The organism is Amycolatopsis sp. CA-230715 (assembly GCF_018736145.1).
In the GTDB taxonomy this organism is placed as follows: domain Bacteria; phylum Actinomycetota; class Actinomycetes; order Mycobacteriales; family Pseudonocardiaceae; genus Amycolatopsis.
In genome coordinates this window covers 9,500,009-9,526,192 of sequence record NZ_CP059997.1, presented here as the reverse complement: position 1 = coordinate 9,526,192, position 26,184 = coordinate 9,500,009, and the positions used below count along the sequence as shown (strand labels likewise).

Annotated in this window: 26 protein-coding genes; 17 read left to right on the top strand and 9 right to left on the bottom strand. The window is 69.2% G+C overall.

The genetic code is table 11. The features are described 5' to 3' along the window. Positions 1-54: 54 nt before the first annotated feature. Both HUW46_RS44030 and katG read left to right on the top strand, forming a co-directional pair. Entirely contained in the window at positions 55-489 is a 435-nt protein-coding gene (locus HUW46_RS44030) for a Fur family transcriptional regulator (RefSeq protein WP_215544568.1), read from the top strand. A gap of 29 nt (positions 490-518) precedes the next feature. After that, on the top strand, positions 519-2,771 hold the full coding sequence (gene katG, locus HUW46_RS44025) for a catalase/peroxidase HPI (protein WP_254125553.1): 2,253 nt from the start codon (positions 519-521) through the stop codon (positions 2,769-2,771). Positions 2,772-2,912: 141 nt separating this feature from the next. Here the strand turns inward: katG and HUW46_RS44020 are convergent, their stop codons facing one another. After that, a complete protein-coding gene (locus tag HUW46_RS44020) occupies positions 2,913-3,914 on the bottom strand; it encodes an AraC family transcriptional regulator (protein ID WP_215544567.1) in 1,002 nt (333 codons plus the stop codon). 90 nt (positions 3,915-4,004) lie between these two features. On the opposite strand from HUW46_RS44020, the gene HUW46_RS44015 reads away from it, so the two are divergent. Next, positions 4,005-5,456 (top strand): flavin-containing monooxygenase, encoded by a 1,452-nt coding sequence (locus tag HUW46_RS44015; RefSeq protein ID WP_215550471.1) that lies wholly within the window; start codon positions 4,005-4,007, stop codon positions 5,454-5,456. A gap of 34 nt (positions 5,457-5,490) precedes the next feature. Beyond that, positions 5,491-6,351 (top strand): SDR family oxidoreductase, encoded by an 861-nt coding sequence (locus HUW46_RS44010; protein ID WP_215544566.1) that lies wholly within the window; start codon positions 5,491-5,493, stop codon positions 6,349-6,351. On the opposite strand, the gene HUW46_RS44005 is transcribed toward HUW46_RS44010, so the two are convergent. Together HUW46_RS44005 and HUW46_RS44000 are read right to left on the bottom strand one after the other, a co-directional pair. Next, complete coding sequence (locus tag HUW46_RS44005; RefSeq protein ID WP_215544565.1) at positions 6,323-8,131, bottom strand: SDR family NAD(P)-dependent oxidoreductase; 1,809 nt, start codon at positions 8,129-8,131, stop codon at positions 6,323-6,325. The two genes, HUW46_RS44010 and HUW46_RS44005, sit on opposite strands and share 29 nt — an antisense overlap. A gap of 74 nt (positions 8,132-8,205) precedes the next feature. Further along, positions 8,206-8,904 (bottom strand): TetR/AcrR family transcriptional regulator, encoded by a 699-nt coding sequence (locus HUW46_RS44000; RefSeq protein WP_215544564.1) that lies wholly within the window; start codon positions 8,902-8,904, stop codon positions 8,206-8,208. Positions 8,905-9,005: 101 nt separating this feature from the next. Between HUW46_RS44000 and HUW46_RS43995 the strand changes: the two genes are divergently transcribed. Genes HUW46_RS43995 through HUW46_RS43975 form a run of 5 tightly spaced genes read left to right on the top strand, consistent with a single transcriptional unit; the run spans position 9,006 to position 14,641 of the window. After that, on the top strand, positions 9,006-10,199 hold the full coding sequence (locus tag HUW46_RS43995) for a lipid-transfer protein (protein WP_215544563.1): 1,194 nt from the start codon (positions 9,006-9,008) through the stop codon (positions 10,197-10,199). A 44-nt stretch (positions 10,200-10,243) separates the two neighbouring features. Further along, a complete protein-coding gene (locus HUW46_RS43990) occupies positions 10,244-10,675 on the top strand; it encodes a type II toxin-antitoxin system Rv0910 family toxin (RefSeq protein WP_215544562.1) in 432 nt (143 codons plus the stop codon). A gap of 5 nt (positions 10,676-10,680) precedes the next feature. After that, positions 10,681-11,523, top strand: a complete 843-nt coding sequence (locus HUW46_RS43985) for a MaoC/PaaZ C-terminal domain-containing protein (RefSeq protein WP_215544561.1) — start codon at positions 10,681-10,683, stop codon at positions 11,521-11,523. Positions 11,524-11,544: 21 nt separating this feature from the next. Next, positions 11,545-12,423, top strand: coding sequence for an SDR family oxidoreductase (locus HUW46_RS43980; RefSeq protein ID WP_215544560.1), 879 nt, complete (start codon positions 11,545-11,547; stop codon positions 12,421-12,423). A gap of 13 nt (positions 12,424-12,436) precedes the next feature. Next, the gene (locus HUW46_RS43975; RefSeq protein WP_215544559.1) at positions 12,437-14,641 is read left to right on the top strand and encodes an acyl-CoA dehydrogenase; all 2,205 of its coding nucleotides are present in this window, start codon (positions 12,437-12,439) and stop codon (positions 14,639-14,641) included. Positions 14,642-14,649: 8 nt separating this feature from the next. Here the strand turns inward: HUW46_RS43975 and HUW46_RS43970 are convergent, their stop codons facing one another. From HUW46_RS43970 to HUW46_RS43955, 4 genes are all read right to left on the bottom strand, one after another. Continuing rightward, positions 14,650-15,468, bottom strand: coding sequence for a DUF1295 domain-containing protein (locus HUW46_RS43970; protein WP_215544558.1), 819 nt, complete (start codon positions 15,466-15,468; stop codon positions 14,650-14,652). 9 nt (positions 15,469-15,477) lie between these two features. Beyond that, positions 15,478-15,675, bottom strand: coding sequence for a hypothetical protein (locus HUW46_RS43965; RefSeq protein WP_215544557.1), 198 nt, complete (start codon positions 15,673-15,675; stop codon positions 15,478-15,480). A 382-nt stretch (positions 15,676-16,057) separates the two neighbouring features. Further along, positions 16,058-17,077, bottom strand: coding sequence for an HNH endonuclease signature motif containing protein (locus HUW46_RS43960; RefSeq protein ID WP_215544556.1), 1,020 nt, complete (start codon positions 17,075-17,077; stop codon positions 16,058-16,060). A gap of 1,030 nt (positions 17,078-18,107) precedes the next feature. Then, positions 18,108-18,998, bottom strand: coding sequence for a LysR family transcriptional regulator (locus tag HUW46_RS43955; RefSeq protein ID WP_215544555.1), 891 nt, complete (start codon positions 18,996-18,998; stop codon positions 18,108-18,110). 89 nt (positions 18,999-19,087) lie between these two features. Here HUW46_RS43955 and HUW46_RS43950 point away from each other — a divergent pair, with 89 nt between their 5' ends. Next, on the top strand, positions 19,088-20,242 hold the full coding sequence (locus tag HUW46_RS43950; RefSeq protein WP_215544554.1) for an FAD-dependent monooxygenase: 1,155 nt from the start codon (positions 19,088-19,090) through the stop codon (positions 20,240-20,242). A 4-nt stretch (positions 20,243-20,246) separates the two neighbouring features. On the opposite strand, the gene HUW46_RS43945 is transcribed toward HUW46_RS43950, so the two are convergent. Then, the gene (locus HUW46_RS43945) at positions 20,247-20,867 is read right to left on the bottom strand and encodes a TetR/AcrR family transcriptional regulator (protein ID WP_215544553.1); all 621 of its coding nucleotides are present in this window, start codon (positions 20,865-20,867) and stop codon (positions 20,247-20,249) included. Positions 20,868-20,945: 78 nt separating this feature from the next. Between HUW46_RS43945 and HUW46_RS43940 the strand changes: the two genes are divergently transcribed. The 7 genes from HUW46_RS43940 (at position 20,946) to HUW46_RS43910 (ending at position 25,815) form a co-directional block, all read left to right on the top strand. After that, on the top strand, positions 20,946-21,770 hold the full coding sequence (locus HUW46_RS43940) for an oxygenase MpaB family protein (protein WP_215544552.1): 825 nt from the start codon (positions 20,946-20,948) through the stop codon (positions 21,768-21,770). Positions 21,771-21,784: 14 nt separating this feature from the next. After that, on the top strand, positions 21,785-22,897 hold the full coding sequence (locus HUW46_RS43935; protein ID WP_215544551.1) for an acyl-CoA dehydrogenase family protein: 1,113 nt from the start codon (positions 21,785-21,787) through the stop codon (positions 22,895-22,897). A 150-nt stretch (positions 22,898-23,047) separates the two neighbouring features. Further along, positions 23,048-23,467 (top strand): SgcJ/EcaC family oxidoreductase, encoded by a 420-nt coding sequence (locus HUW46_RS43930; RefSeq protein WP_215544550.1) that lies wholly within the window; start codon positions 23,048-23,050, stop codon positions 23,465-23,467. A gap of 46 nt (positions 23,468-23,513) precedes the next feature. Further along, positions 23,514-24,518, top strand: coding sequence for an MDR family NADP-dependent oxidoreductase (locus tag HUW46_RS43925; RefSeq protein ID WP_215544549.1), 1,005 nt, complete (start codon positions 23,514-23,516; stop codon positions 24,516-24,518). Positions 24,519-24,537: 19 nt separating this feature from the next. Then, a complete protein-coding gene (locus HUW46_RS43920) occupies positions 24,538-24,978 on the top strand; it encodes a MerR family transcriptional regulator (protein WP_215544548.1) in 441 nt (146 codons plus the stop codon). 158 nt (positions 24,979-25,136) lie between these two features. Continuing rightward, positions 25,137-25,310, top strand: coding sequence for a hypothetical protein (locus tag HUW46_RS43915; RefSeq protein WP_215544547.1), 174 nt, complete (start codon positions 25,137-25,139; stop codon positions 25,308-25,310). Between the two features lie 28 nt (positions 25,311-25,338). Continuing rightward, positions 25,339-25,815, top strand: coding sequence for a hypothetical protein (locus HUW46_RS43910; protein ID WP_215544546.1), 477 nt, complete (start codon positions 25,339-25,341; stop codon positions 25,813-25,815). A gap of 8 nt (positions 25,816-25,823) precedes the next feature. On the opposite strand, the gene HUW46_RS43905 is transcribed toward HUW46_RS43910, so the two are convergent. Beyond that, positions 25,824-26,171, bottom strand: a complete 348-nt coding sequence (locus HUW46_RS43905) for a GerW family sporulation protein (protein WP_215544545.1) — start codon at positions 26,169-26,171, stop codon at positions 25,824-25,826. Positions 26,172-26,184: the final 13 nt, after the last annotated feature.

Genomic DNA, 26,184 nt, shown 5'->3' with positions numbered 1-26,184 from the left:
ATCACCCGGCGTGTGAACTTGATTCATTCCAGAAAATGGGCAAGACTGCCGGACGTGTCGTCGACTCCGGACTTCGAGAGCATGCTGCGCGGGGCAGCGCTGCGTGTGACGCGTCCGCGAGTGGCAGTGCTGTCCGCGGTGCACGAACATTCGCACGCCGACACGGACTCGATCATCGGGGTGGTCCGCCGCGCGCTCGGCGAGGTGTCCCACCAGGCCGTCTACGACGTGCTGCGCGCGCTGACCGCGGCCGGGCTGCTGAGGCGCATCCAGCCGCCCGGGTCGGTCGCCCGCTACGAAGCACGCGTGGGGGACAACCACCACCACGTGGTGTGCCGGTCGTGCGGCGCGATCGAGGACGTCGACTGCGCCGTCGGTCCGGCACCCTGCTTGACTGCCTCCGATGATCACGGCTTCACCATCGACGAGGCCGAGGTCGTCTTCTGGGGCCTGTGCCCCGGGTGCACCACCACCGCGCTCACATCCTGAGCATCCGTTCCGATCCCGAAAGGACTTCCGTGTCTGACAGCCCTGACGCCGTTGTTGGCGAGATGAACGAGGAGAGCGCGGGCGGCTGCCCGGTCTCGGCCGGGCGTTTCAAGCACCCCACCGAGGGCGGGGCGAACAACGAGTGGTGGCCGAACCAGCTCAACCTGAAGATCCTCCGCAAGCATCCCGCGGTGGCGAACCCGATGGCGGAGGACTTCGACTACGGCAAGGAATTCCTGTCGGTCGACCTCGACGAGCTGGCGCGCGACGTCGACGCGATCATGACCGATTCGCAGGACTGGTGGCCCGCCGACTTCGGCCACTACGGCCCGCTGTTCATCCGCATGGCGTGGCACAGCGCGGGCACCTACCGCATCGACGACGGCCGCGGGGGCGCGGGCGCCGGCATGCAGCGCTTCGCGCCGCTGAACAGCTGGCCGGACAACGCGAGCCTGGACAAGGCGCGCCGCCTGCTGTGGCCGGTGAAGAAGAAGTACGGCCGCAAGATCTCGTGGGCCGACCTGATGATCTTCGCGGGCAACCGCGCGCTGGAGACGATGGGCTTCAAGACCTTCGGCTACGCCGGTGGCCGCGCCGACGTCTGGGAGCCGGACGAGGACGTCTACTGGGGTCCCGAGCGCACCTGGCTCGGCGACGAGCGCTACAGCGGTGACCGGAACCTGGAGAACCCGCTCGCCGCCGTCCAGATGGGGCTCATCTACGTCAACCCCGAAGGCCCGAACGGGAACCCGGACCCGCTCGCCGCGGCGAGGGACATCCGCGAGACCTTCGGCCGCATGGCGATGAACGACGAAGAGACCGTCGCGCTCATCGCGGGCGGGCACTCCTTCGGCAAGACCCACGGTGCGGCTGACGCCGACAAGTACGTCGGCCCGGAGCCCGAGGGCGCGCCGCTCGAGGAGCAGGGGCTCGGCTGGAAGAACAGCTTCGGTAGCGGCAAGGGCCGTGACGCGATCACGAGCGGGCTCGAGGTCACCTGGACCCCGACGCCGACCCAGTGGAGCAACTGGTTCTTCCACAACCTGTTCGAGTACGAGTGGGAGCTGACGAAAAGCCCGGCCGGCGCCAACCAGTGGACGCCGAAGGACGGCAAGGCGAAGAACACCGTTCCCGACCCGGAGGACGGCAAGCTCAACCGCGCGCCGAGCATGCTCACCACCGACCTGGCGCTGCGGTTCGACCCGGTCTACGAGCAGATCTCGCGGCGGTTCTACGAGAACCCGGACCAGTTCGCGGACGCGTTCGCGCGGGCCTGGTTCAAGCTGACGCACCGCGACATGGGCCCGATCCAGCGCTACCTCGGCCCGCTGGTGCCGCGGGAAACGCTGATCTGGCAGGACCCGGTGCCCGCCGTCGATCACGAACTGGTCGACGACGCGGACATCGCGGCCCTCAAGGCGAAGCTCCTCGACTCGGGGCTTTCCGTGTCGCAGCTCGTTTCCACGGCGTGGGCGTCGGCTTCGACCTTCCGCGGCAGTGACAAGCGCGGTGGCGCGAACGGTGCGCGCATCCGGCTGGAGCCGCAGCGCGGCTGGGAGGTCAACGAGCCCGACAACCTGGCGCAGGCGCTGCGCGCGCTGGAGGGCGTCCAGGAGTCCTTCAACAGCGCGCAGACCGGCGGCAAGAAGGTCTCGCTCGCCGACCTCATCGTGCTCGGCGGCGTTGCCGCCGTGGAGAAGGCGGCCAAGGACGCCGGTGTCGACGTGCGGGTCCCGTTCACCCCGGGGCGCACGGACGCTTCGGCGGAGCAGACCGACGCGGACTCGTTCGCGCCGTTGGAGCCCACCTCCGACGGGTTCCGGAACTACCGCGGCAAGGGCCACCGGCTGCCGTCGGAGTACCTGCTCGTGGACCGCGCGAACCTGCTGAACCTGAGCGCGCCGGAGATGACCGTCCTGGTCGGCGGCCTGCGGGTGCTCGGTGCGAACCACGGGCAGTCCGCGCAGGGCGTGTTCACCTCGACGCCGGGGTCGCTGACCAACGACTTCTTTGTGAACCTGCTCGACATGGGCACGGAGTGGAAGGCGCTCTCCGACAACGGCGCCGACAGCTCGACCGCGGAGTCGTTCGAGGGCCGCGACCGCGCCACCGGTGAGGTGAAGTGGACCGGGAGCCGGGTCGACCTGCTCTTCGGCTCGAACTCCGAACTGCGCGCGCTCGCGGAGGTCTACGCGAGCGACGACGCGAAGGAGAAGTTCGTGCGCGACTTCGTTTCCGCGTGGGACAAGGTCATGAACCTCGACCGGTTCGACCTGGCCTGAGATGAAGCGCGGCTCCCGGGAATCCCGTTCCCGGGAGCCGCGTCCATTTCGGACACTCGGCTTCGTCCCGCGTGCCCCGAAAGTGGCTTTCGGGGCGCTAGATGCCCTGAAGGTCACCTTCGGGGCATCGTCCACTTCGGACTAGCGGCGGAAATCCCTTGGTGGCGAACCGGTCCACCGGGTGAAGGCGTGGCTGAAGGCGGCCGGGTCGGAGTAGCCGAGCCGCTGGGAGACCTGCGCGACGGTGAGCCCGACGGTGCCGAGCATTTCCAGCGCCAGTGTCCGGTGGACGTCCGCCTTGATCGCGCGGAACGACGTGCCGTCGTCGGCGAGGCGGCGGCGCAGCGTGCGGATGTCGTGGTGCAGGTCGGCGGCGATCTCGTCCATGGTGACGTTGCGCTCGGGATGGGCGAGCAGTGCGGCGCGGACGCGGGCGGCGACGCCGGTGAGCCTGGTGGTCGCCTCCAGCAGCGCCTGGCACTGGCGTTTGCAGGTGTCCCAGGTGGTTTCGTCGGCTTGGGGCAGGGGCGTGGCGAGCACGGAGTCGGGTAGTGCCACGAGGTTTTCCGGCTGACCGCCCCGGATTTCGACGCCGGGCAGCACGGTCGCCAGCGCGGCCACCCCGGCCTCGGTCAGCGTGGTGTCCATCGTGAGGTCGGGCAGTTCGGGGATCAGCAGTGTCACGAGTGCCGCGGTGGCCGCGAGATCGCGCTCCACGAGCAGGTTCCTGACGTCGGTGGGAAGTTCGCCGTCGTGCAGGAGCAGCAGCGTCCGCCCGGTGTCGCGGCGCAGTTCGGGGCGGACGAACGCGGTGGTGAGACGGAAGTAGCGCACCCCGACCTCGACGGCGTCGCCCCAGGTCGGGCTGGTGAGCAGCGCGAAACCCCAGACGCCGACGGTGCCGAGGGTGTACCCGGCACCGGCCTGGACGCCGAGGCCGGGAAGATCGCCGAGCCGCCGCACGAGGTTCCGCCCGGTGCGCAGCTCCTGCGACGCCTCGATCCGTTCGGCCTCGTCGAGATCGCGTTCGGACAGGCCGGTGCCCGCGAGGCACTGGTCCACGGTCAGCCCGCGTTCGACACCGGTGCGGACCAGCAGCAGCCGGGCGCCCACCGGGCTGCGCGGGAAGTCCCAGCTCGGCATGCCGTCCCCTCCGTGACCGATTCGAACAAGTCGCTGACCGATTGAAACATGGAACGTGCCGGGATGCCTTCCTACCGTGAAGACGTGGAGATGGTGACGGGCACACCCCGCGTGGCGATCGTCGGGGCCGGGATGGCCGGGCTGTGCATGGCCGCGAAGCTGCGGCGGGCCGGTTTCGACGATTTCGTCGTCCACGAGCGGGCGGACGAGGTCGGCGGCACCTGGCGCGACAACACCTACCCCGGCCTGAGCTGCGACGTGCCCGCGCGGTTCTACTCGTTCTCGTTCGCGCCCAACCCGGCGTGGACCCGGAACTTCGCGCCTGGCCCGGAAATCCAGCGCTACTTCGTCCGGTCCTCGGCGGAGCTGGGGATCCGCCCGCACATCCGGTTCCGGTCCGCCGTCACCGAAGCCGTGTGGGACGGCCGCCGCTACCGCCTGCGCACCGCGGACGGCGGAACCGACCACGCCGACGTGCTGATCGCGGCCACCGGCATCCTGCGCGAGCCGAAGACGCCGGCCTTCCCCGGCATGGAGACCTTCGAGGGTGCGTCGTTCCACTCGGCGCGCTGGGACCATTCGGTTTCCTTGCGCGGCAAGAAAGTGGCGGTGATCGGCACCGGGTCGACCGGCGTCCAGATCACCTCCGCGCTGGCCGGGGTGGCGGCACCGCTCAAGCTGTTCCAGCGCACCGCGCAGTGGATCCTGCCGCTGCCGCGACTGCCCTACAGCGCTGCGTCGAGGGCGGCGCTGTCCAGTGCGCCGAAGCTGAACCGCCTGAGCTACCGGGCCTACCAGACGATCATGGAGCAGATCTTCGGCAAGGCGGCGGTCGAAACGGGCTGGCAGCGCTCCGGTGTCGCCGCGGTGTGCCGGTCGTACCTGCGCATGGCGATCCCGGACCGCCGCCTGCGCGAAAAGCTCACCCCGCCCGACGATCCGATGTGCAAGCGCCTGATCATGTCCGCGGCGTTCTACCCCGCGGTGCGCCGGAAGGACGTCGATCTCGTCACCGCGGGGATCGAGCGGATCGAAGGAAACGGGATCAGGACGACCGACGGGCGCCTGCACGAGGCCGACGTGATCGTGTACGCGACCGGGTTCGACGCGCACGCGTTCCTGCGGCCGATGGAACTGACCGGCGAAGGCGGGCGCACGCTCGACGAGGCGTGGAGTGACGGCCCGCGCGGCTACCGGACCGTGGCGGTACCGGGGTTCCCGAACTTCTTCACCCTGATCGGCCCGCACAGCCCGATCGGCAACCATTCGCTCATCGCGATCGCCGAGACGCAGGCGGACTACGTGCTGCGCTGGCTCGAACGCATGCGCGCGGGCGAGGTGTCCTCCGTCGTACCGACCGCCGAAGCGGGCGACGAGTTCAACACCGCGCTTCGCGAAGCGATGCCGTCGACGGTGTGGACCACCGGGTGCGACAGCTGGTACCTCGGCGCGGACGGCGTACCCGAGCTGTGGCCGTGGACGCCCGCGGTCCACCGCGGAATGCTCGCCGAGCCGGTGCCCGCGCACTTCCGGGTCGCTTGACCGTCCACAGGAGAACGGAAAGAAAAGAGGCGCCATGGCACGCAGGTCCGTCGACGGGAAGATCGTCGTCATCACGGGAGGCGCGAGGGGGATCGGCGCCGCCACAGCGGCCGCACTGCGCTCCCGCGGTGCCACGGTGGTGCTCGCCGATCTCGATGGCGCGCTGGCGGAGGCGACCGCGAAAAGCCTGGGGGACAAGGCATCGGGGCACGCGCTCGACGTCACCGACCACGCCGCGTTCTCGGCGTTCCTGGGCGAGGTCGAACGCACGCACGGCCGGATCGACGTCCTGGTCAACAACGCGGGCATCATGCCGCTCGCGACGCTCACCCGCGAGTCACCGGAAACCACGGTGCGCCAACTGGAGCTGAACCTGCACTCGGTGATCCACGGGACGCGCGAGGCGGTGGCCAGGATGCTGCCGAAGGGCACCGGGCACGTGGTCAACGTGGCCTCGGCCGCGGGGAAGATCGGGTTTCCCAACAGTTCCACGTACTGCGCCACCAAGTTCGGGGTGGTCGGGTTCTCCGAGGCGGTCAACGGGGAACTGCGGGGGAGCGGGGTGGAGATCAGCGTCGTGATGCCCGCGATGGTCCGCACGGAGCTGATCTCGGGCCTGCACGAGATGCCGTTCCTCCCGCCGGTGACGGCCGAACAGGTCGCCGAAGCGATCGCGCGGGCACTGGAACGGCCGCGCTTCGAGGTGTTCGTGCCGCGCAGGCTCAACTTCCTGACCAGGGCGCAGCGGATGGTGCCGAGGCGGACCGCGGACTGGGCGATCCGCCTCGCCGGCGGTGACACCGCGCTCGTCGACGGCGCGGATTCGGCGGAGCGGGAAGGGTACGAGTCCCGCGCGACCGGGACCTCTACCAGCGCCGCCACACCATCCGCGTGACGGCCGCGGCGACCGCCGGGAGCCCCGCGCGGTCGCCAGCCCGTCCCGGCATGCTCTCGTGCCCGATCAGGTGGCCGAGCGCGCGCGTGGTGCGCGGGGCGACGAGCGCGGCCAGTTCCGCGTGCGCGCCGAACGGCAGCAGCACCGACACGGTTTCCTTCCGGGTCACGATCGCCTTGTGCACCAAGGAAGCCGCGCGTTCGACGGTCATCAGGGGCAGCGCGCCGAACGCGTCGAAGCGCTCGGACGGCGCGGTCATGTCGGTGCTCACCAGCGGCAGCTTCACCGAGCTGAACGTGATGCCGTGCGAAAGCAGTTCGCGCCCGCTGACCACCCCGAACTCGTCGAGCGCCGCCTTCGAGGCCAGATAAGCCGAAAACCGCGGGGTGTGGTTCTGCAGGCCCTGCGTGGTGACGTTCACGATGTGCCCGTCGCGCCGTTCCCGCATCGACGGCAGCAGGCCGAGGGTGAGCCGGACGGCGGCGAAGTAGTTGACCGCCATCGTCCGCTCGTAGTCGTGCAGCCGGTCGGTCGCGTCGATCACCGAGCGCCGGATCGACCTGCCCGCGTTGTTCACCAGCACGTCCACGCCGTCGTGCTCGCCGAGCACCTCCTTGACCAGCGCGTCGACCGCGTCGCCGTCGGTGAGATCGCACGGGTAGGACAACGCGGTGCCGCCGTGGCGGGCGATTTCGGCTTGCAGCGCGGCGAGTTCGTCGGCGCGCCGCGCGACCAGCAGGACGTGCGCGCCTTCGCGGGCGACCCGTAGCGCGGTGTGGCGGCCGATCCCGGTGGACGCCCCGGTGATCAGGATCCGCCTGCCTGCCAAGGACTTCCGCCGCCGGGAGCGCCGGACCCGGTCCGGGTCGACGTTCGCCGCCCAGTACCGGTAGATCGTGTGCGCGTAGTCGCGCAGCGGCGGTGCGGAGAGCCCGCTTCCCGCGAGCGCTTCGCGGGTCGCGGTGTCGTCGATGGCCGCGTCGCGTCGCCAGCGGGCCAGGGTTTCCCACGAGAGCCCGATTTCCGACAGCACGGCCTTCCTGGTCGCACGGAGCAGGCGAAGCCGATCGGCGAGCCGGAGCGCGGCGGCACCGCCCGCTGCGAGCGCGCGCGGTGCAGTGACGACGACCTTCGGCGCGCCCGCTGCTTCGGCGAAGGCGTTGTAGACCTCGTGCACCGGCAGGGGTTCGGCCGCCAGGATCGGATAGCTGGTCCCGGACGGGGCGTCGTGGTGGATCAGGTGGTCGAGCACGGCGGCGACGTGATCGGCGGGAACCACGTCCGCGAGGCCGAGATCCGGCGCCGCCAGCGGGAGCCCGCTCGGGATCCTGGACAGCCGCGACACGAGGGCGAGCAGGTCGCCTTCCCCAGCGGGCTCACCGGTGCGCGAGTCGCCGAGCATCGCCGACGGCCGGTAGAACCGCACGGGCACGTCGTCCTGCCCGCGCAGCAGCGCTTCGTCCTTTGTGGACGGAGAGAGCTGGTGGAACGCCTTAGCCCCGGCCGTACGCGCGAACGCGAGCGCGTTCGCCACACCGGTCGTGGAGAGATGCACGACGTGGTCCACGTTCGCGGGCATCTCGCCGCCGAGGCCCGGTTCGCCGAGGTCACCGGCGAGCGGCACGAACCGCGCTTCGTCCGGTGCCGCTCGTCGCAAGCGGTCGAAGGCGCGAGGCCGGGCCAGCGCGTACACGGTCTCGCAGTCCCCGCGCCGCAGCAGCAACGAGATCAGGTTCCTGCCGAGCACGGTGCTCGCGCCGGTGACGAAATAGGTGGTCATGACCGCTCCACGCCCAAGTGTCTGAGACAGGTTGTCACAGGTACTGTGGCACGCGGCTCGGGCGCCGGGCAAGCTCAGCCCTCGCCGAGCAGGTCCTCGACCGTCCGATGTGGATCGATGTGCACGTCCTGCGCGCGCAGGTGCCCGTCCATCAGCGACCAGATCGAGATCGTCAGGAACTCGGCGAGTTCGGCGCCGCTGAAGGGGCGGCGCTTGTCGGCGAGCCACCGGTTGACCGTGGCGTCGACGAAACCGACCAGGCCCACCGCGAGCGACGGTGCCGTGCCGGTGTCCTTGCCGAACCGGGTGAGCACCGCGGAGAACAGTTCGCCCGCCTGGATGGCGATGGCCGTCTTCGTGCCCGCGACGACGCGCGACTTGCCGTGGGCGGGGCTGCCGAGGAAGGCGTGCAGCCGGGGGTGCCGATCGATCCAGCCGAGGTAGGTGTCCACGGCGTGGCGGATCGCTTCGGTGACCGTGCCGTCCGGGCGCAGCGTCGGCGCCAGCTCGGCCATCAGCGACTCGATGATGCGCGCCCTGATCTGCTCGTCGAGATCGGCGCGGTCCTTGAAGTGCCGGTACACCACCGGCCTCGGCACGCCGACCCGTTCCGCGATCCGCTTGACGCCGACCTTCGGGCTCTCCTCCTCGATGGCCGCGATGGCGGCGTCGAGCACCTCCAGCCGCCGCTGGGCGTTGTGCGCGTCCCAGCGGGTCGAGCGCCCGTCCACGTCGTCTGCGAGTCCGGTGCCGTCCTTCGCCGCGTTGAACATCGGGTCAGTTTACTGATCGAAAAAATATCCGATACACCTTGTCACACACAAGTGAGTGATACACACTGTCTCAGGTAGATGGCGCCAAGCGAGGAGGCCAAGTGAGCGGTAAGGCGTATGTGATCGGCGTCGGCATGACGAAGTTCGAGAAGCCGGGGCGGCGCGAGGACTGGGACTACCCCCAGATGGCGAAGGAGTCGGGCACGAACGCGCTCGCCGACGCCGGGATCGAGTACGCGCGGATCGAGCAGGCCTACGTCGGCTACGTCTACGGCGAGTCGACGTCGGGACAGCGCGCGGTCTACGAACTCGGTCTCACCGGGATCCCGGTGGTCAACGTGAACAACAACTGCTCGACCGGATCGACGGCGCTGTTCTTGGCGACGCAGGCGGTGCGCAGCGGGAGCGCGGAGTGCGCGCTGGCGCTCGGCTTCGAGAAGATGCAGCCCGGTTCGCTCGGCGCGACCTACGAGGACCGCGAGCAGCCGATGATGAAGCACCTGCTCGCGCTCGCGGAGCTGCAGGAGTTCGCGATGCCGCCGGCGCCCTACATGTTCGGCGCGGCGGGCCGCGAGCACATGGAGCGCTACGGGACCACGGCCGAGCAGTTCGCGAAGATCGGCGTGAAGAACCACAAGCACTCGGTGAACAACCCGTACGCCCAGTTCCAGGACGAGTACACGCTCGAGGAGATCCTCGCGGCCAAGCCGGTCTACGACCCGCTGACCAAGTTGCAGTGCTCGCCGACCTCGGACGGCAGCGGCGCGGCGATCATCGCCAGCGAGTCCTTCGTGGAGAAGAACGGGCTGGCCGCGCAGGCGGTGGAGATCGTCGGCCAGTCGATGGTCACCGACCTGGAGAGCACGTTCGCGGACAAGAGCGCGATCAGCCTCGTCGGCGCGGACATGACCAGGACCGCCGCGCGCAAGGTCTACCAGCAGGCGGGCATCGAACCGTCCGATGTGGACGTCATCGAGCTGCACGACTGCTTCTCCACCAACGAACTGATCACCTACGAGGCACTGGGCCTGTGCGCCGAGGGTGAAGGCGGGAAGCTCGTGGACGCCGGGGACACCACCTACGGCGGCCGCTGGGTCGTGAACCCCTCGGGCGGGCTGATCTCGAAGGGCCACCCGCTCGGCGCCACCGGTCTCGCGCAGTGCGCCGAGCTGACTTGGCAGCTCCGCGGTACCGCGAACAAGCGCCAGGTCGACGGCGCCGCGGTCGCACTGCAGCACAACATCGGGCTCGGCGGCGCGGTCGTGGTGACCGCGTACCGGCCGGCCGAACGCTGATTTCCCCGTCCCACCAGAGAAAGTCACGAAGGAGAACCCGAGTCATGACCAAGGTGAACGTCACCGTCGCGCTGCCGAGCACGCCCGAGAAGACCTGGGCCACCGTTTCGGACCTCAGCCGGTTCGAGGAATGGCTGACCATCCACCAGAAGTGGAGCGGCGAGGTGCCGGCCGAGGTCGGCCTCGGCTCGAAGATCACCGAGGTGGTTTCGGTGATGGGCATGGCCAACAAGATCGAGTGGACGGTCGACGAGTACGACGCGCCGCACTCGCTCAAGATCAGCGGCACCGGGATGGCCGGGGTCAAGGTCGCCTTCACGCTGTCGGTCAAGCCGGTCGGCGAAGGCAGTGAGGCGGAGATCGACGCCGAGTTCACCGGGCAGATGATCGTCGGGCCGATCGGCGCCGCGGTGGGCAAGAGCACCAAGGGCGAGCTGGAGAAGTCCGTCGCCAAGCTCGCCGAGCTGGTGGCCTGATCGGCGTGTCCGAACCCACTTTCGACGAAGCGGGGATCGGGCGGTGGAGCGATCCGGACACCTTCGAGGTGACCGCCGAACGGCTCGCCCAGTACGCCGAGGCCACCAACGACCCGATCGAGCGGCACCGCGACGGCACGATCGCGTCGCCGGTGTTCGCGATCGTGCCGGTGTTCAACTCCCTCGTCCCGGCCGCGCTATCGGTCGCGCCGGTGGAGTTGCTGGCGAAGCTGGTGCACGGCGAGCAGGACTTCCGGTTCCACCGCCCGATCCGCCCGGGTGACGTGCTGACCTCGCGCGCGAAGCCGATCGGGTTCACCGGCAAGCCGAACGGCACCGCGGTGGTGGTGAAGACCGAAACCACCGACGCGGCGGGAGAACTGGTCAACGAGCAGTGGATGACCGCGTTCTTCCGCAAGGCGGACGCGGGCCGTTCGGTCGGCGAGGCCGCGCCGTCGCACGTGTTCGACGAGTCGTTGCGCGGCGCGGATCCGGCGGCGGAGGTCGTCGCCCACGTCGACGAGGACCAGACCTTCCGGTATTCGCCCGCGTCCGGTGACCCGATGCCCATCCACCTCGACGAGGAGATGGCCAAGATGTCCGGGCTGCCCGGCATCATCGCGCACGGCCTGTGCACGATGGCGTTCACGTCGTGGGCGGTGCTCACCGAAGTGGGTGGCTCGAAGGTGGAGAACCTGCGACGGCTCGCCGTGCGGTTCGCGAAACCAGTGCTGCCCGGTCAGGACATCACCACGCGCATCTGGCGCGGCACCGAGGGCCGTTTCGCGTACGAGACCACTGTGGACGGTGAACTCGTCGTCAAGGACGGCTTAGCCGAAACCCTGTAGCAGCAAGGAGAACAACGCATCATGGGAGCACTCGACGGACGCGTCGCGATCGTCACCGGCGCGGGCAGGGGCATCGGCCGCGAGCACGCGCTGCTGCTCGCGAAGGAAGGCGCCTCGGTCGTCGTGAACGACCTCGGCGGCGGGAACGACGGTGAAGGCTCGGACGCCGGACCCGCGCAGGAGGTCGTCGAGGAGATCGCCGCCGAGGGCGGGAAGGCGGTCGCCAACACCGACAACGTCGCCGACTGGGACGGGGCGAAGTCGCTCGTGGAGCAGGCGGTGGCGGAGTTCGGCGGGCTCGACGTGCTCGTGAACAACGCGGGGATCCTGCGCGACGCCTTCATCGCGGGGATGACCGAGGCGCAGTGGGACGCGGTCATTTCGGTGCACCTCAAGGGACATTTCGCCCCGCTGCGCCACGCCGCCGAGTACTGGAAGGCGCGGACGAAGGCGGGCGACACGGTGCGCGCGTCGGTGATCAACACCGCGTCCGCGTCCGGCACCTTCATGCCCAACGCCGGTCAGGCGAACTACGGCGCGGCCAAGGCAGGTATCGCCGCGCTGACCCTGGTCGCCGCTGACGAACTGGAGCGCTACGGGGTGCGCGTCAACGCGATCGCCCCGATCGCCCGCACCCGCCTGACCCTGGCCACGCCCGGCATGGGCGCGCTGTTCGCGCAGGAAGTCGAAGAAGGCGAGTTCGACGCGTTCAGCCCGGCCAACATCGCGCCGATGGTGGCCTACCTCGGCACCGAGAAGTGCCCGTTCACCGGGAAGGTCTTCTCCGTGCAGGGCGGCGCGATCTCGGAGCTGAGCGGATGGCGGGGTGAGCGCACCGTGGAGACCGACGGCCCGTGGACGGTCGCCGGGATCGACGAACGACTCGCCGAGTGGGTCTGAGGAGGAGAAAGTCATGGCCACCAACGGGTATGAGCTCGGCCTCGGCCTGACCGAGGAGCACAGCGCGCTCGCCGATTCCGTGCGCGGATTCGCCGAACGGCACCTCGGCCAGGACGTGCTGCGGACGGCGGTGGAGGCGAGCGCGGAAGCCCTGCCGCCGTTCTGGGGCGAACTGGCCGGGCAGGGACTGCTCGGCCTGCACGTCCCCGAGGAACACGGCGGGCAGGGCGCGGGCCTGCTGGAACTGGCGGTCGCGCTCGAAGCTCTGGGCAGGGCAGCGCAACCCGGCCCCTTCCTGCCGACCGTGCTCGCGTCGGCGCTGCTGTCCGCCTCGGACGCGAAGGCGAAGGAAGAACTGCTGCCCGGCCTCGCCGACGGGTCGATCACCGCCGGGATCGGGCTGGCGGATCCGCTGGAGGTGACCACCGGCGACGGCGGCGTGACGGTTTCCGGCTCGACCGTCGGCGTGCTCGGCGGTGCGGTCGCCGATCTGCTGGTGCTTCCCGCGCACATCGACGGCGAACTGCGCTGGATCGCGCTCGACAAGTCCGGTTTGGACGTTCGCGAGCGGGACAGCCTCGACGTGATCCGCCGATCGGCGTCGGTGGAGGCCTCGGAGGTATCCGTTCCCGCCGGGCGAGTGCTCGACGGGCTCACCGAGGAGCGGGTCCGCTCCATCGCGGCTGTCGTGCTGGGCGCCGAAGCGGTCGGGGTCGCGTCGTGGTGCACCTCGACAGCGGCCGAGTACGCGAAGGTGCGGGTCCAGTTCGGCCGCCCGATCGGCCAGTTCCAGGGCGTCAAGCACAAGTGCGCCGGGATGGGCGTCGAGCTGGAGCGCGCCCGTGCCGTGGTCTGGGACGCCGCACGCGCACTGGACGCCGGTGACGATTCCGCCGATTTCGCCGCCGCCGTCGCCGCCGTGGTCGCGCCGGACGCGGCCGTGCGGTGCGGGGCGGACTGCGTGCAGGTGCTCGGCGGGATCGGGTTCACCTGGGAGCACGACGCGCACCTGTACTACCGCCGTGCGCTGACCCTGCGCGGGCTGCTCGGTCGCAGCGCGCGGTGGGCGGAATCCGTTGCACGGCAAGCGCTTTCCGGTATCGGCCGGGAAATCCACATCGACCTGCCGGACGGTGCGGAGGCGGTTCGCGAGACCGTTCGCGCCGAGCTGGCCGAATTAGCCACTTTGGACGAAGAGGCGCAGCTCGTCGCGCTCGGCGACGGTGGCTGGGTGCAGCCGTACCTGCCGAAACCGTACGGCCGGGACGCGGATCCGCTGGAGCAGGTGGTGATCGGCGAGGAGCTCAAGCGCGCCGGGATCCAGCTTCCGGAGCTGCTGATGGGTGGCTGGGCGGTCCCGCCGATCGTCGCCTACGGCACCGAGGAGCAGAAGCAGCGCGTCGTGGTGCCGACCCTGCGCGGTGAGGTCGTGTGGTGCCAGCTCTTCTCCGAGCCGGGCGCCGGGTCCGATCTCGCCTCGCTGACCACCAAGGCGGAGCGCGTGGAAGGCGGGTGGCGGATCAACGGCCAGAAGATCTGGACCACGGTCGCCCAGTTCGCCGAATGGGCCATGCTGATCGCCCGTACCGACCCGGAAGCGCCGAAGCACAACGGAATCACGTACTTCATCCTCGACATGTCCACGCCGGGCGTGACCGTGCGCCCGCTGCGCGAGGCGACCGGTTCGCAGCTGTTCAACGAGGTGTTCCTGGACGACGTGTTCGTGCCGGACGACTGCGTGGTCGGCACGCCGGGGGAGGGCTGGACGGTCGCGCGGGCGACGCTGTCCAGCGAGCGGGTCGCGCTCGGCAGGGGCAACGCCTCCTACCCCACGCTGGCGGACCTGCTGAAGTTCGCCGGCGGCCGCGCTCTCGATCCGACCGCGCTGCACCGGATCGGGGAGTTCGTCTGCGAGAACCAGGTGCTCGACCTGCTCGGCGCCAGGACCGTCCTCAAGCAACTGTCCGGAGTGGACGTCAGCACCACCTCAAGCGTCGGGAAGCTGCTGAGCATGCGGTTCGGGCAGCAGATCGCCGAGTTCTGCCTCGCCGAACTGGGTGTGGCCGGCGTGCATTCGGTCCGGGGCGAACCGAGCGACAAGTGGATGGACCAGGTGATCGCCTGCCGCGCGATGACGATCTACGGCGGCACCACCGAGGTCCAGCTGAACGTGATCGGCGAGCGCATGCTCGGCCTGCCGCGCGACGCCACCGCTTGATTCTGCTGTCAGCCGGGTAGCGGCGTGCCGTGCCGTGGCGGCCACGGGATGATCGCCGAGGTCGTGCGGCGGTAGTCGGCGTATTCGGGGTAGCGGCTTTCGCTGATGCTTTCGGTGAAGCGCGTCGACCCGATGAACAGCAGCGTGAGCAGTACGGCGCCGAGCACCGTCCACTGGAGAACGGACCCGGCCGCGATCGCGCCGAACAGGAACACCACCCACCACTGCGCCTGCTCGAAGAAGAAGTTCGGGTGTCGTGAGTACCGGAAGAGCCCGGTCCGCACGAACCGCTCCCGCGGCTGCCGTCCCGCGGCCAGCTCGGCGTGCTTGCCGCGCTGGAACGTCCACTGCTGCTGGTCGGCGATCGTCTCGCCGGCCAGCAGCGCCAGGAAGACCGCGCCCGCGACGGTGTCGAGTGTCCCGAACGGCGACCGGTGGTCGAGCGCGGTGAGCGCGGGCAATGTGATGAGCAGGAGCAGCAGGTTCTGGTACACGGTGATGAACCCGAGGTTGAACACCTGGAACTGCCACGGTTTCATCCGCTCGCGCAGCACGGCCCACCGGTAGTCTTCCCCGCCCGGCGCGTAACCACCCCGGCGGGCGAAGTTGAACGTCAGCCGCGCGCCCCACAGGAACACCAGCGCGAGCATCAGGTCGAGCCGCGCGTCCGCGAACCCCGCGGCGCCCGCGAACACGGCGACGTAGACCACCGGGACGACCGACCAGATCCGGTCGATCCACGAATACTCTTTCGTCACCACCGACAGCAGCCAGGTCGCCAGGCACATGCCGCCGCACACCGTGAAGCAGATCCCGAGCGCGTCCATCCGTCGACTCTACGGCTCTTCAGTGTCTTCGGCTGCCGGCGGCACCCGCCGGGGTAGTGTCGCGAACCAGTCCCGTACCTGGGGGTGCAGGCGATCGCGCGCTTGCCGGTCCGGGCCGTGGAACGCGGCGTACGCTTCGGCGAACCATTCCTTCGGTGAGGAGAACTGGTAGTTGGCCAACGCGTGCTGGCGGCGTTGGGCGGTCACGTAGCTGACCCAGGTGTTGTGCCGGTCGACCTGGTAGGTGCGCCCCGCCTCGCGCGTTGCGGTGCGACGAACTGCGCGGGACTGGCCGCACCGGGCTGCATTCCAGCGAGCGAGTGGGCGGAGGCGGTGGGTGTCCTCCGCTGCCCCGGCGTCCGTGACTCAGGCGACTGCCGATCCCGCTCGTGTGCTCGCATGCCACTCCTTCGCGTGATCACTCCAGAATGCCTTTTGTGACGCCGGGAACCTGGTGCCCGCCGGGGCGCACCTGCGGGCACTGACGTGCCCGTCCGAGCACGCCGGGCCGTGACCGCAGAGGCCACCACGGTGTTCGCGGTGTCGGCTCGACCGCCCGGTCCGGTCCGGCGTAGTTCGCCGTGCTCGGTCAGATGAACCCGGTGGGGTCGTCGGTGTAGGTGTGGCCGTCGGGGGTGGTGATGGTGGTGACGCCGTTGGCGTCGGTGTGGAATTCCCAGCCGGGTTCGTCACGCAAACCGTGGTGCACCCGGCAGAACGGGCGGATGTTGACCTTGTCGGTCCCGCCGCCCTCGCTCCAAGGTTGCGCGTGGTCGAGGTCGGAGTATTGGGCGGGCCGGGAACATCCCAGCATGCAACAGGTGCGGTGCAACACTTGGACGTACTTGCGCATCTGTGCCGATGGCCGGTAGCTCTTGCGTCCCATGTCGACCGGTAGCCCGGTCATCGGTTCCGACACGATGCGGTTCCACACCGAGTTCGAATCGAAGGCGATCTCGCGGGCCATCTCGGGTGAGATTTCCCCGCACCCGGCGAGTTCACCCGGGTTGTTCCGCATCCCCATCAACGTGGGGAGGTCGATGTAGACGAAGATCTGCGCCTTCGGCTTACCCCCACACTCTCCACCCAAGCAGCGCTCCACCAGCGCATCGACTCGAAGCTGGTCCATGGTGCGCTTATCGCCCTTGCGCTTCTTCTCCAACGCATCCCGGTCACAGGCGGCGTAGATGGCCTGGGCACGGTCGGAGGGCAGTTCGGCGAACAAGGTCGACGATCCGTGATCCCCATGCCGGATTTCCAGCATCCGCGCCGCCGCCTTCGCCCGCCGCCGTGCCTCATATCCTTCCGGGTCGATGCGCATCAGCAGCGTGTTGACCATTCGCCGCAGTGAGGCCGAGTTCTTGTTCTCGAACTTCACCCGCGCATCGACTTCCCGCGCGACATCCTGGGATGCGCAGGCGGTGGCTTCGAACACCTTCGCTGCCATACCTTCATCAATGAGCCCGTTCTCCAGCGCCTCCAGTGTCCGCGGCAGGTATGAAGTCAACGCGTCAGCGAGCGCCGCCTTCCGCTCCGCCCCCGCCTGGGTGCAGTTGCACGACAACGCCACCCAGGCAAGCACCGATCTTCGAGACTGCACCTGTCTCATCTGCACAATTTGTCGCAACAACATCGCCTGCCCATATCGAGACCACCTCTTCCAATGCTCCGCAGAATCAGCAACAACCCGCTCTTCAGACTTCTCTAGTACGTCCACAAAACAATTCTACCAACCACCTCATCACCCGATCGGGTGCAGAAATGATCACAACCTGCCACAACGCGCCCACAACGACACCGCAGGCCAAAAAACGAACGGGACCGTCAGTGCGTCGGGGATGCTATCCAAGGTGGCCAAGGGTTTTCGTTCAGTTGCCAACTGCGTGCCGCAGGCGTGTCTGAAACTTTCACCGTGCCCACCAAAACGCGAGCAAACCCAAAAATGCAGCCCCCAATTTCCACTCTACTCGAAGACCACGACAGTTCTGAGGAATGTTCCGATCAAGACCAGAACGTGCCACGTTCGCCCCGCCGACGACAACGCCCTCCCCGTACTGATCGTCGACGGTGGCAGGTTTTCCGAGGCGGATTCGGTACGCCCGACGGTGGTTGGGTCCTGCGATGGCTCAACTCCGCGTCGTCCCGCGCCGCGCTGGGCTACCAGGCGACGATCCGGCAGCGGGAAGAGGTTCTCCGCACCTGCCATCCGTCGAACCGGGCGGAGGTCGCGGCCAGGATCGCAGCCGCGCGACGTGGTGAAGGTCCGACTCTCTGTTCGACGAGATCGTCGACATCATTCGCGACCACGGCCCTGACAACGACGAAGCCGGTGACGGCATCATCCTGGAACTCGCCTGACCGGCCGTCCACCCAGCGCGATCCCGCCAACGAGGAAGACGCTGACGAGGAGACAAGCATGTACTGGAGTCGGGTGCCTACGAAAATCGCGTGGCGAGCCTGTCCGAGGTGACCGTCACGCCCGAGAGCCAGGGGATTCCGGCCACTGCGCTCCGGGGTGTGCGGTGTCGGGTTGAAGTCACACCGGTCGTTGTCGGTGTCCCGACGTCGGCAGGCATCAGGTCGGCCCCGGCGAACTGTGGCGCAAAGTGATCGCGACAAGGGGCCAGACCGCGCACCGGTCACGCGGTGAACTTCAGGGTGCGCCGTGCCAGCTCGACGAGTGCGCGGGCGGCCGGGCTGATCGGGCCGCCCGCGCGCCACGCGAAGACGAGCCGCCCGCGCAGCTTCGGCTTCGTGATGGTGAGCGCGCGGACACCGCTCTGTCCTTTCGCGACGGACGAGGGCAGGATCGCGGTCCCCAGGCCCTTCGCGGCAAGGCTCGCGAGCAGTGCGGGATTTCCGGCTTCGAACGCGATGTGCGGGGTGAAGCCCGCTTTGGCGCACGCGTCGTCGAGACAGGACCGGATCCCGGTGCCCTCCGGCATGCAGATCAGCGGCCGGTCCCGCAGGTTGTCGAGCGGCATCGTCTTGCGTGTTCCCGGAGCCTTCTCCGCGGCCAGCACCGCCACGACGGGTTGTTCGGCGATCACCTGGCCCCGAAGATCGGGCGGTAGCTCGTATGCGCCCAGCGCGACGATGGCGACATCGAGCCGCCCCGTGCGCACCGCGTCTACGAGCTCCTCGGAGGTCTGTTCGACGAGGGTGATTTCCACGGCGGGGTGGGCGTGGTGGAACGACGACAGCAGCGCGGGCAGATCGAGCGTGTTGGTGGAGCTGACCGTGCCGACCGCGACGCGCCCGCGCAGCAGCCCGGTCAGCTCGTCGACCGCGAGGCGGGTGCCGGTCACCGCGGCGAGCGCTGCCCTGGCGTAGGGGAGCACCGCGGTCCCGACCTCGGTCAGCCGCACGGTGCGCCCCGCCCGGTCGAACAGCTCCTGGCCGAGTTCCCGTTCCAACCGCCGGATCTGCGCGCTGATCCCCGGTTGCGCGACGTGCAGTCGTTCCGCCGCCCTGGTGAAGTTCGCTTCTTCCGCCACGGTCACGAAGTATTCGAGCTGACGCAGTTCCATAACGGATCATGCTAGTAGCCAGCACAACCAGATCTTGGACTTCTGGTGCGGTCCGGCCGAAGGTGGAGGGAGACCGAAAGGGGAAGACCATGGAAGTGCTGATCGCGGGTGCCGGGATCGGCGGCCTCACCGCCGCGCTGACCTTGCACGCCAACGGGATCGAGGCGACCGTCATCGAAAGGGTGCGCGATCCGAAACCGCTCGGCGTCGGCATCAACGTGCTGCCGCACGCCGTGCGCGAGCTGGAAGAACTGGGCCTGGGGGACAGGCTGCCCGAGATCGGGGTCGCCACCGCGGAGCACGTCTACGTGAACGAGCGCGGCGAGCGGCTGTTCACGGAGCCGCGCGGGCTCGCGGGCGGTTACGGTTCGCCGCAGTACTCGGTGCACCGCGGCAAGCTCCAAATGCTCCTGCTCGAAGTCGTCCGCCAACGGCTGGGCGAGGACGCGGTGCGCACCGGAAGCGGGCTGCTGGACTTCGACCAGGACGCCGACGAGGTGCGGGTACGGGTACCGGGCGGCACGATGAGGGCCGAGGTGCTGATCGCCGCGGACGGGGTGCACTCGACCGTCCGGGCGGCGTTGCATCCGGGGGAGGGCCCACTGCAGTGGTCGGGGACGCGCATGTGGCGCGGCGTCACGGCGGCCCGCCCGTTCTTCGGTGGCCGGTCGGCGGCGCTCGTGCGCGGTGGCGACGGGGTGGAGATGATCGTGTACCCGATCGGGCCGGACTCGCTCAACTGGGTCGTGCTGGCGCGCGAAGCCGGACCCGGCCCGCTGCCGGGCGACGCGGGCTGGAACACCCCCGGCCACGTCGCCGATGTGCTCGCGCGCGTCGGCGACTGGGATCTCGGCTGGCTGGACGTGCCGTGGCTGGTGTCGCACAGCGAGGCGTTGCTGGAGTACCCGATGGTGGACCGGAACCCGTTGCCGCACTGGGGAACGGGCAGGGTGACCCTGCTCGGCGACGCCGCGCACCCGATGTACCCGGTGGGTGCCAACGGCGCGTCGCAGTCCATTGTGGACGCGCGCGTGCTCGCCGACGAACTGGCGCGCGACCTTCCCGGCGACTTTCCCGGCGACTTTCCCGGCGGCCTTGCCGCCTACCAGAAGATCCGCCGGGAGGAGACCGCGTCCGTGGTCGCCGCGAACCGCGAGATGCACGCCGCGCTCGACGGGCGATCGGCGGCGGATCTGGCCGCTGCCACGGCGGCCTACCGCGAGCGAACGGCGGCCGACCGCTGAGGGGTCAGCGCAATTCGGCCAGGTGCAGGAAGATCTCGGTGCACCGCGCGACGATGTCGTCCTCGCTGATCGGGAGCGTCCCGTCGAGCCAGGACGCCAGCGTCTGGCCGAGGCCGCCGACCAGGAACTCGGTGGCGAGGTCGAGGTGGCTGCTGTCCGCGATCCCGTAGAAGTCGCGCGCCTGCGTGGACAGCAGGTGCGCGAACATGCGGGTCGACTCGGCGCGCCGGTTCAGCAGCACCGGTGTGGAGATCGCGGGGGAGAACAGCAGGCGGCCGCGGCGCGGGTCTCCGGCGATCAGGCGCACGATCGCGCGCAGGCCCGCCGCCGACTTCGCCCTCGGGTCCGGCTCGGCCGCCTTCACCGCGGCCAGCGTGGTCGCCGCGATCTCGGACACCACGTGGTCGAACACGGCCACGGCGAGCGCGTCGCGGTCTTCGAAGCTCTCGTAGAAGTACCGGGCGGCGAGCCCGGCCTGCTTGCACGCGCCCCGCACGGTCAGGTTCGGCTCGCCGTCTTCCGCGCCCAGCAGCGCCAATCCCGCTTCGACGAACTGGGCGCGGCGCTCGGCCTGCCGGTCGTCGCCGGTGATGCCGCCGTAGACGCGCAGTGACGTGCTTTCCATGGCCCCCATCTTGACACGGCGGCTCGGACCGCGTTGCATATCTGCGAACGGCCGTGTGCAGATGAGCGGAGGTCGACGATGGAGACGACGCGGGCGAACACGGCGACGCTCGACGAAGCGGTGCTCGGTGCCGCCCTGATGGCGGGCTCCGCGAATGTGATCATGCAGCTGGCCAGGCCGGGTGTCGGGTACGGCGTGGTGGAGAGCAAGGTCCACAGCGGGAATCTGTTCCACCACCCGGTGAAGCGGACGCGCACGACGCTGAGCTATCTCGCGGTCGCCACGATGGGGACCGACGAGGACAAGCGGCACTACCGCCGCGCGGTCAACACCGCGCACGTCCACGTCCGGTCGACCGAGCCGAGCCCGGTCGAGTACAACGCGTTCGACCGGAACCTGCAGCTGTGGGTGGCGGCGTGCCTCTACAAAGGATTCGAGGACACCTACGACGTCTTCCTCGGCGGGATCGCCCCCGAGCGGGTCGACGAGTTCTACCAGGAGGCCTCGGCGCTCGGCACGACCTTGCAGGTGCGCAGGGAGATGTGGCCCGCCGATCGCGACGCCTTCGAGGAGTACTGGACCGAGTCGCTCGACGCGGTGTCGATCGACGACACCGTGCGGGACTACCTCACCGCCATCGTCGACCTGAAGTTCGCCGATCGGGTTTCCCGCTTGCTGTTCGGCCGATTCCACCGCTTCGTCACCACCGGGTTCCTGCCGCGGCGATTCCGGGACGAAATGCGCCTCGGCTGGACGTCGCGGCAGGAGCGGCGCTGGCGCGCGCTGATGACCGCGGTCGGTGCCGTCGCGAAGCGGCTCCCGCGGCCGTTGCGCCAGTTCCCGTTCAACCTGTGCCTGTGGGACGTCCGCCGCCGCATCCGCGCCGGGCGCCCGCTCGTCTGAAAAGGGGTTCACGCATGTCCTGGGAATTGACCTTCGAACAGCGCGCCTTCGTCGACGCGATCGGGGACTTCTACCGTCGTGAGGTGGGGAAACCGGCGGGGCCGCACGATCCGGAGTTGTACGGAAAGCTCGCTGGCCTCGGCTGGCTCGGGGTGTCCCTGCCGGAGGAGTACGGCGGCGGTGGGCAGGGGATGGTCGATCTCGTGCTGTTCCTGGAGGAGAGCGGGTACTGGCGCGCGCCGATCGGCGGTTTCGCGACGACGATCATCGCGGCCGCCGCCTACGAGCGGTTCGGGTCGCCCGAGCAGAAGAAGCGCCTGCTCGGTGCGGTGACCGAAGGCAAGGTGCTCGCGATTTCGATGTCCGAACCCGGCGCGGGATCCGACGTCGGCGCACTGACCTGCAAGGCGGAGCGGACCGGCGACGGCTGGGTCGTCAACGGCCAGAAGACGTGGTGTTCCAATGCGCACATCGCGGAGAACATCCTGCTCGTCGCGCGAACCGATACCACCGCGGGCAAGCACGACGGACTGACCATGTTCTCGGTGCCGACGGGGATCGACGGGCTCGCGGTGCACGGCATCGACACCATGGGCGGCAAGGAGGTCAACGACCTCTACTTCACCGACTGCGTGCTCCCCGCCGATTCCGTCGTCGGCGTCGAGGGCAAGGCGTGGGGACAGCTCATGGCCGGGCTGAACCTCGAACGCATGATCCTGGCCGGGCTCATGCTCGGCGCGGCACGGCGCGCGTTCACCGACACCCTCGACTACGTCAAGCAGCGCAAGCAGTTCGGGCGTCCGGTGGGGAGCTTCCAGGCGTTGCGGCACCGGCTCGCCGATCACGCGACCGAGCTGGAGTGCACCCGGCTGCTGGTGCACGACGTGGCGGGCAAGATCGACGCGAACCCGGGGGAGTTGTTCCCGCGCGAGGCATCCATGGCGAAGCTGAAGGCGACCGAGTTCGCGAAGGCGATGGCGCTGGACGGGATGCAGATGCTCGGCGGCTACGGGTACGCGACCGAGTACGGGATGGAAGCGCTGCTGCGGTCCACCGTGGTGTCCACTGTGTACGGAGGGACGAGCGAGATCCAGCGCGACATCATCGGCAAGTCGTTCGGTCTCTGACCGAGCGTATAACGACCTATACGGCTGGGCTTTGTGGGGACTCCAGCGTTATCCGCCGATCCTGACCAATAACTGTCACAACCGCAACAGACGACCGACCGGCCAGGGTTCGTTGACCTCTAGTGCACTGGAGGTTTTAGGCTCGCGCCCATGACGACAACCGAGAGCGGCACTTCGTCCCGCGAAGCGGACATCGAGGCGATCAAACAGGTCATCGCGGACTTCCAGTACGCCCACGCGAACCAGCTCGTGGACGAGTACATGAGCTTGTTCAAAAAGGACGCGATCGCCACGATGGCAGGCGGCAAGGTCCTGCTCGGTCACGACGAGCTGATCGGTCACGTCCGCACGGCGTACGCGCGGAAATCCGAAGGCGTGTCGACCTACGAACTGGTGCACCTGCAGTTCATCCGGCCCGACGTCGCCGCGGTCAAACTGCACCAGGTGCACACCAGCGACACCGACGACGACCTCCGCAACGAGGGCACGCCGCTGTGGATCCTGACCCGGGAAGAAGACGGGCGGTGGTGGCTGGCCGCCACGCAGAACACCCCCGTGCTCAAGGACTGACTGCGATCTTGCACTTGACGTGCACGTCAAGTTCTAGTGTGCGGCCATGTCCTTCGGTAGTCATCGTGAAGTGCGGTTGGTCAGGCGTCCCTCGGGTCCGTTGCGGGACGGGGACCTGCGGGTGGTCGAGGTTCCGGTGCCGCGGCCCGGTACGGGGGAGGTGCTCGTCCGCAACCGGATGATAAGCGTCACCGCGGTCATGCGCTCGCTCATGGACGGCGAAATCGGGCTGCCCATGCCCTCGTACGAACCGGGCCAGGTGTTGTGGGGTCCCGCGGTCGGCGAGGTGGTCGAGGCGGGCGATACGGGCCTGGCGTCCGGTGATCTCGTTGCGCACCAACAGGGTTGGCGCGAGTACGCCGCCGTCGACGCGGGCGCGGTGCGGCCGGTCGACACGCAGGCGCTGCCGGACCTCGCCGGTCATCTGTCGCAGGGGGTGACCGCGTGGCTCGGAGTTGTGCGCGGCGGCGAGGTCCGTGCGGGGGACACGGTCTTCGTGACCGGGGCTTCGGGCGGGGTCGGCTCGCTGGCCGGGCAGGTCGCGCGACTGCGCGGGGCCACCAGTGTCATCGGCAGCACCGGGTCCCGGTCCAAAGTCGACTACCTGCTCGGCGAACTCGGCTACGACGCCGTGGTCGTCCGCGGCGAGGGCGGCGTCGAGGAACAGCTGCGCGCGGCGGCGCCGGACGGGATCGACGTGGTCTTCGACAACGTCGGCGGCGAACAGCTGGTGGCGGCGTTGGCGGTGGCGCGCCACGGTGCGCGGGTCGCGCTCGTCGGAACGATGTCGAGCCAGGTCTCGGGCGGATTCAGCGCACCGGTGGAGATCGACACCGGAGCGCTCATCATGCGCGGGATCAAGCTGCACGGCTTCGCCGTCGCCGACCACCTCGACGCGGTCGCGGAGGCGACGCGGGAGTTCGGGCGCGGCATGGCCGAGGGGACCATCGTGTTCCCCCACTCCCGTCTTTCCGGTATCGATGAGGCACCGCGCGCGTTGCGCGAGCTGCTCGGCGGACGGCACATCGGGGCCGTGGTCGTGGAGCTGTGATCCGCTGGGAGGAAGACGAATGCGTATCGGCGAGGTGGCGGCGGCGGTCGGCCTCACCCCGAGGGCGTTGCGCTACTACGAGCAGTGCGGCCTGTTCGCGGCCCGGCGCACGGTGTCAGGGCACCGCGAGTACGACGACGAAGACGTCCAATGGCTGCGCACCGTGCGCGATCTGCTCGACACCGGGCTGACGATCGGTGACGTCCAGGCGGTGGTTGCGATGCTGAACGCCGAGGTCGTCGACGACGACTGTCCGATGGCGGGCATCATCACCCGTCGGCTCGCCGAGCTCGATGAGCGCATCGAGCGGCTGACCGAACTCCGCGCGCGGCTCGCCACTGCGCTCGCCCAACGGTTCGACAACCAGTTCACCCGACCTCGTCAGCGGCCCCAACCGCGGCGTGGCGGTGTGCCCCGGCGGGTCAGATCCATCGCGGGCAGGACACCTTCCGTGCGGTAGAGGCACCACCGATCCGAAAAGGACAGTGGAACGTCACCGCGCGCAGCAGCCCCGCCCTCGCGAGCGAACGCGGCTTCTCGGTGCGCTGGCGCCGAGGGTAGCGCCTCCTCGACGCCTATGTGGACCGGCTTTCGGCGTTGCCTGCGGGAGTCAGGACGGTGGTCCTGCCGGAGGCGGCGTTCGGGTCGAAGACGGCGAGGCCGCCCGAGCTGATCGAACCGATGCGCAGGCTCGCGACGACGAAGGGCATGGACCTGGTCGTCGGGTTCGCCTGGTGGGGACGGGGACCGGAAGTACAACTACGCGCTGGTGTTCCCGGCGTCGGGCGATGATCCCGCGGTCTATCTGAAGCGGCACGACATGGTGAGCCCGAAGGGCCACGACCTGGTGTTCGTGCCGGGACGCGGCCAGGAGGTCGGGATCGCGATCTGCGCGGACATCGGGCACGCGGACCCGAGTGACGCCTACGGCCGTGCCGGGTCGCGGATGCTCGCCGTTCCCGCGTCGACGGAGGACGACAACGGCTGGCAAGCGAGCCGCACGGCGCTGCTCTGCGGCGTGGAGAACGGGCAGGCGGTCCTGTGGGGCGGACGGCAGACGGTGCTGAGCGTCAACGACGGGTGGGGCAGGGTGCGTGCGGACAAGGCCACTGGTGACGGCGGCGAGGACGCGTTCACCACCGTGGTCACCGACGTGTCCGACGGCCCGGGAACCACGCTGTACAGCCGTTTCGGTGACTGGTTCGAGTGGCTTTGCTTGGCGCTGGCCCTCCTCGCCACGGCGGTGGCCTTCGCCGGTGCCCGGTCCTCCCGGCCGTCGGAAAAAGTGCGCGCCTGAGCGGAAATTCAGCGCTGCTCGGTGGCCTCGCGGTTCTCTCGCAGGGCTGTGAGGCCGCGCACCGAAAGATCCGGCCACGGCGGGCGTCGCAGCACCGCGAGCGTGGAGATCACGGCCGCGGCGAGGCCGACGAGCCCGCCGAGCAGTGCGATCCGGGTGTTGTCGACGGCTGGCACCCATTCGGCGGTGCCGTCGTGGACGACGAACGCGCCCACCGGTGTCACCGAGCGCCCGAACCCGCTGGTCCTGGACACCGGAATGATCGTGGTCCCCGACGCGGTTTCGTACGCTTCGCCGAAGACCCGCGGCTGGACGGTGCCTTCGCGCAGCCGGTCGAGCTCTGCCCACAGTTCCATGGCATCCTCCCGC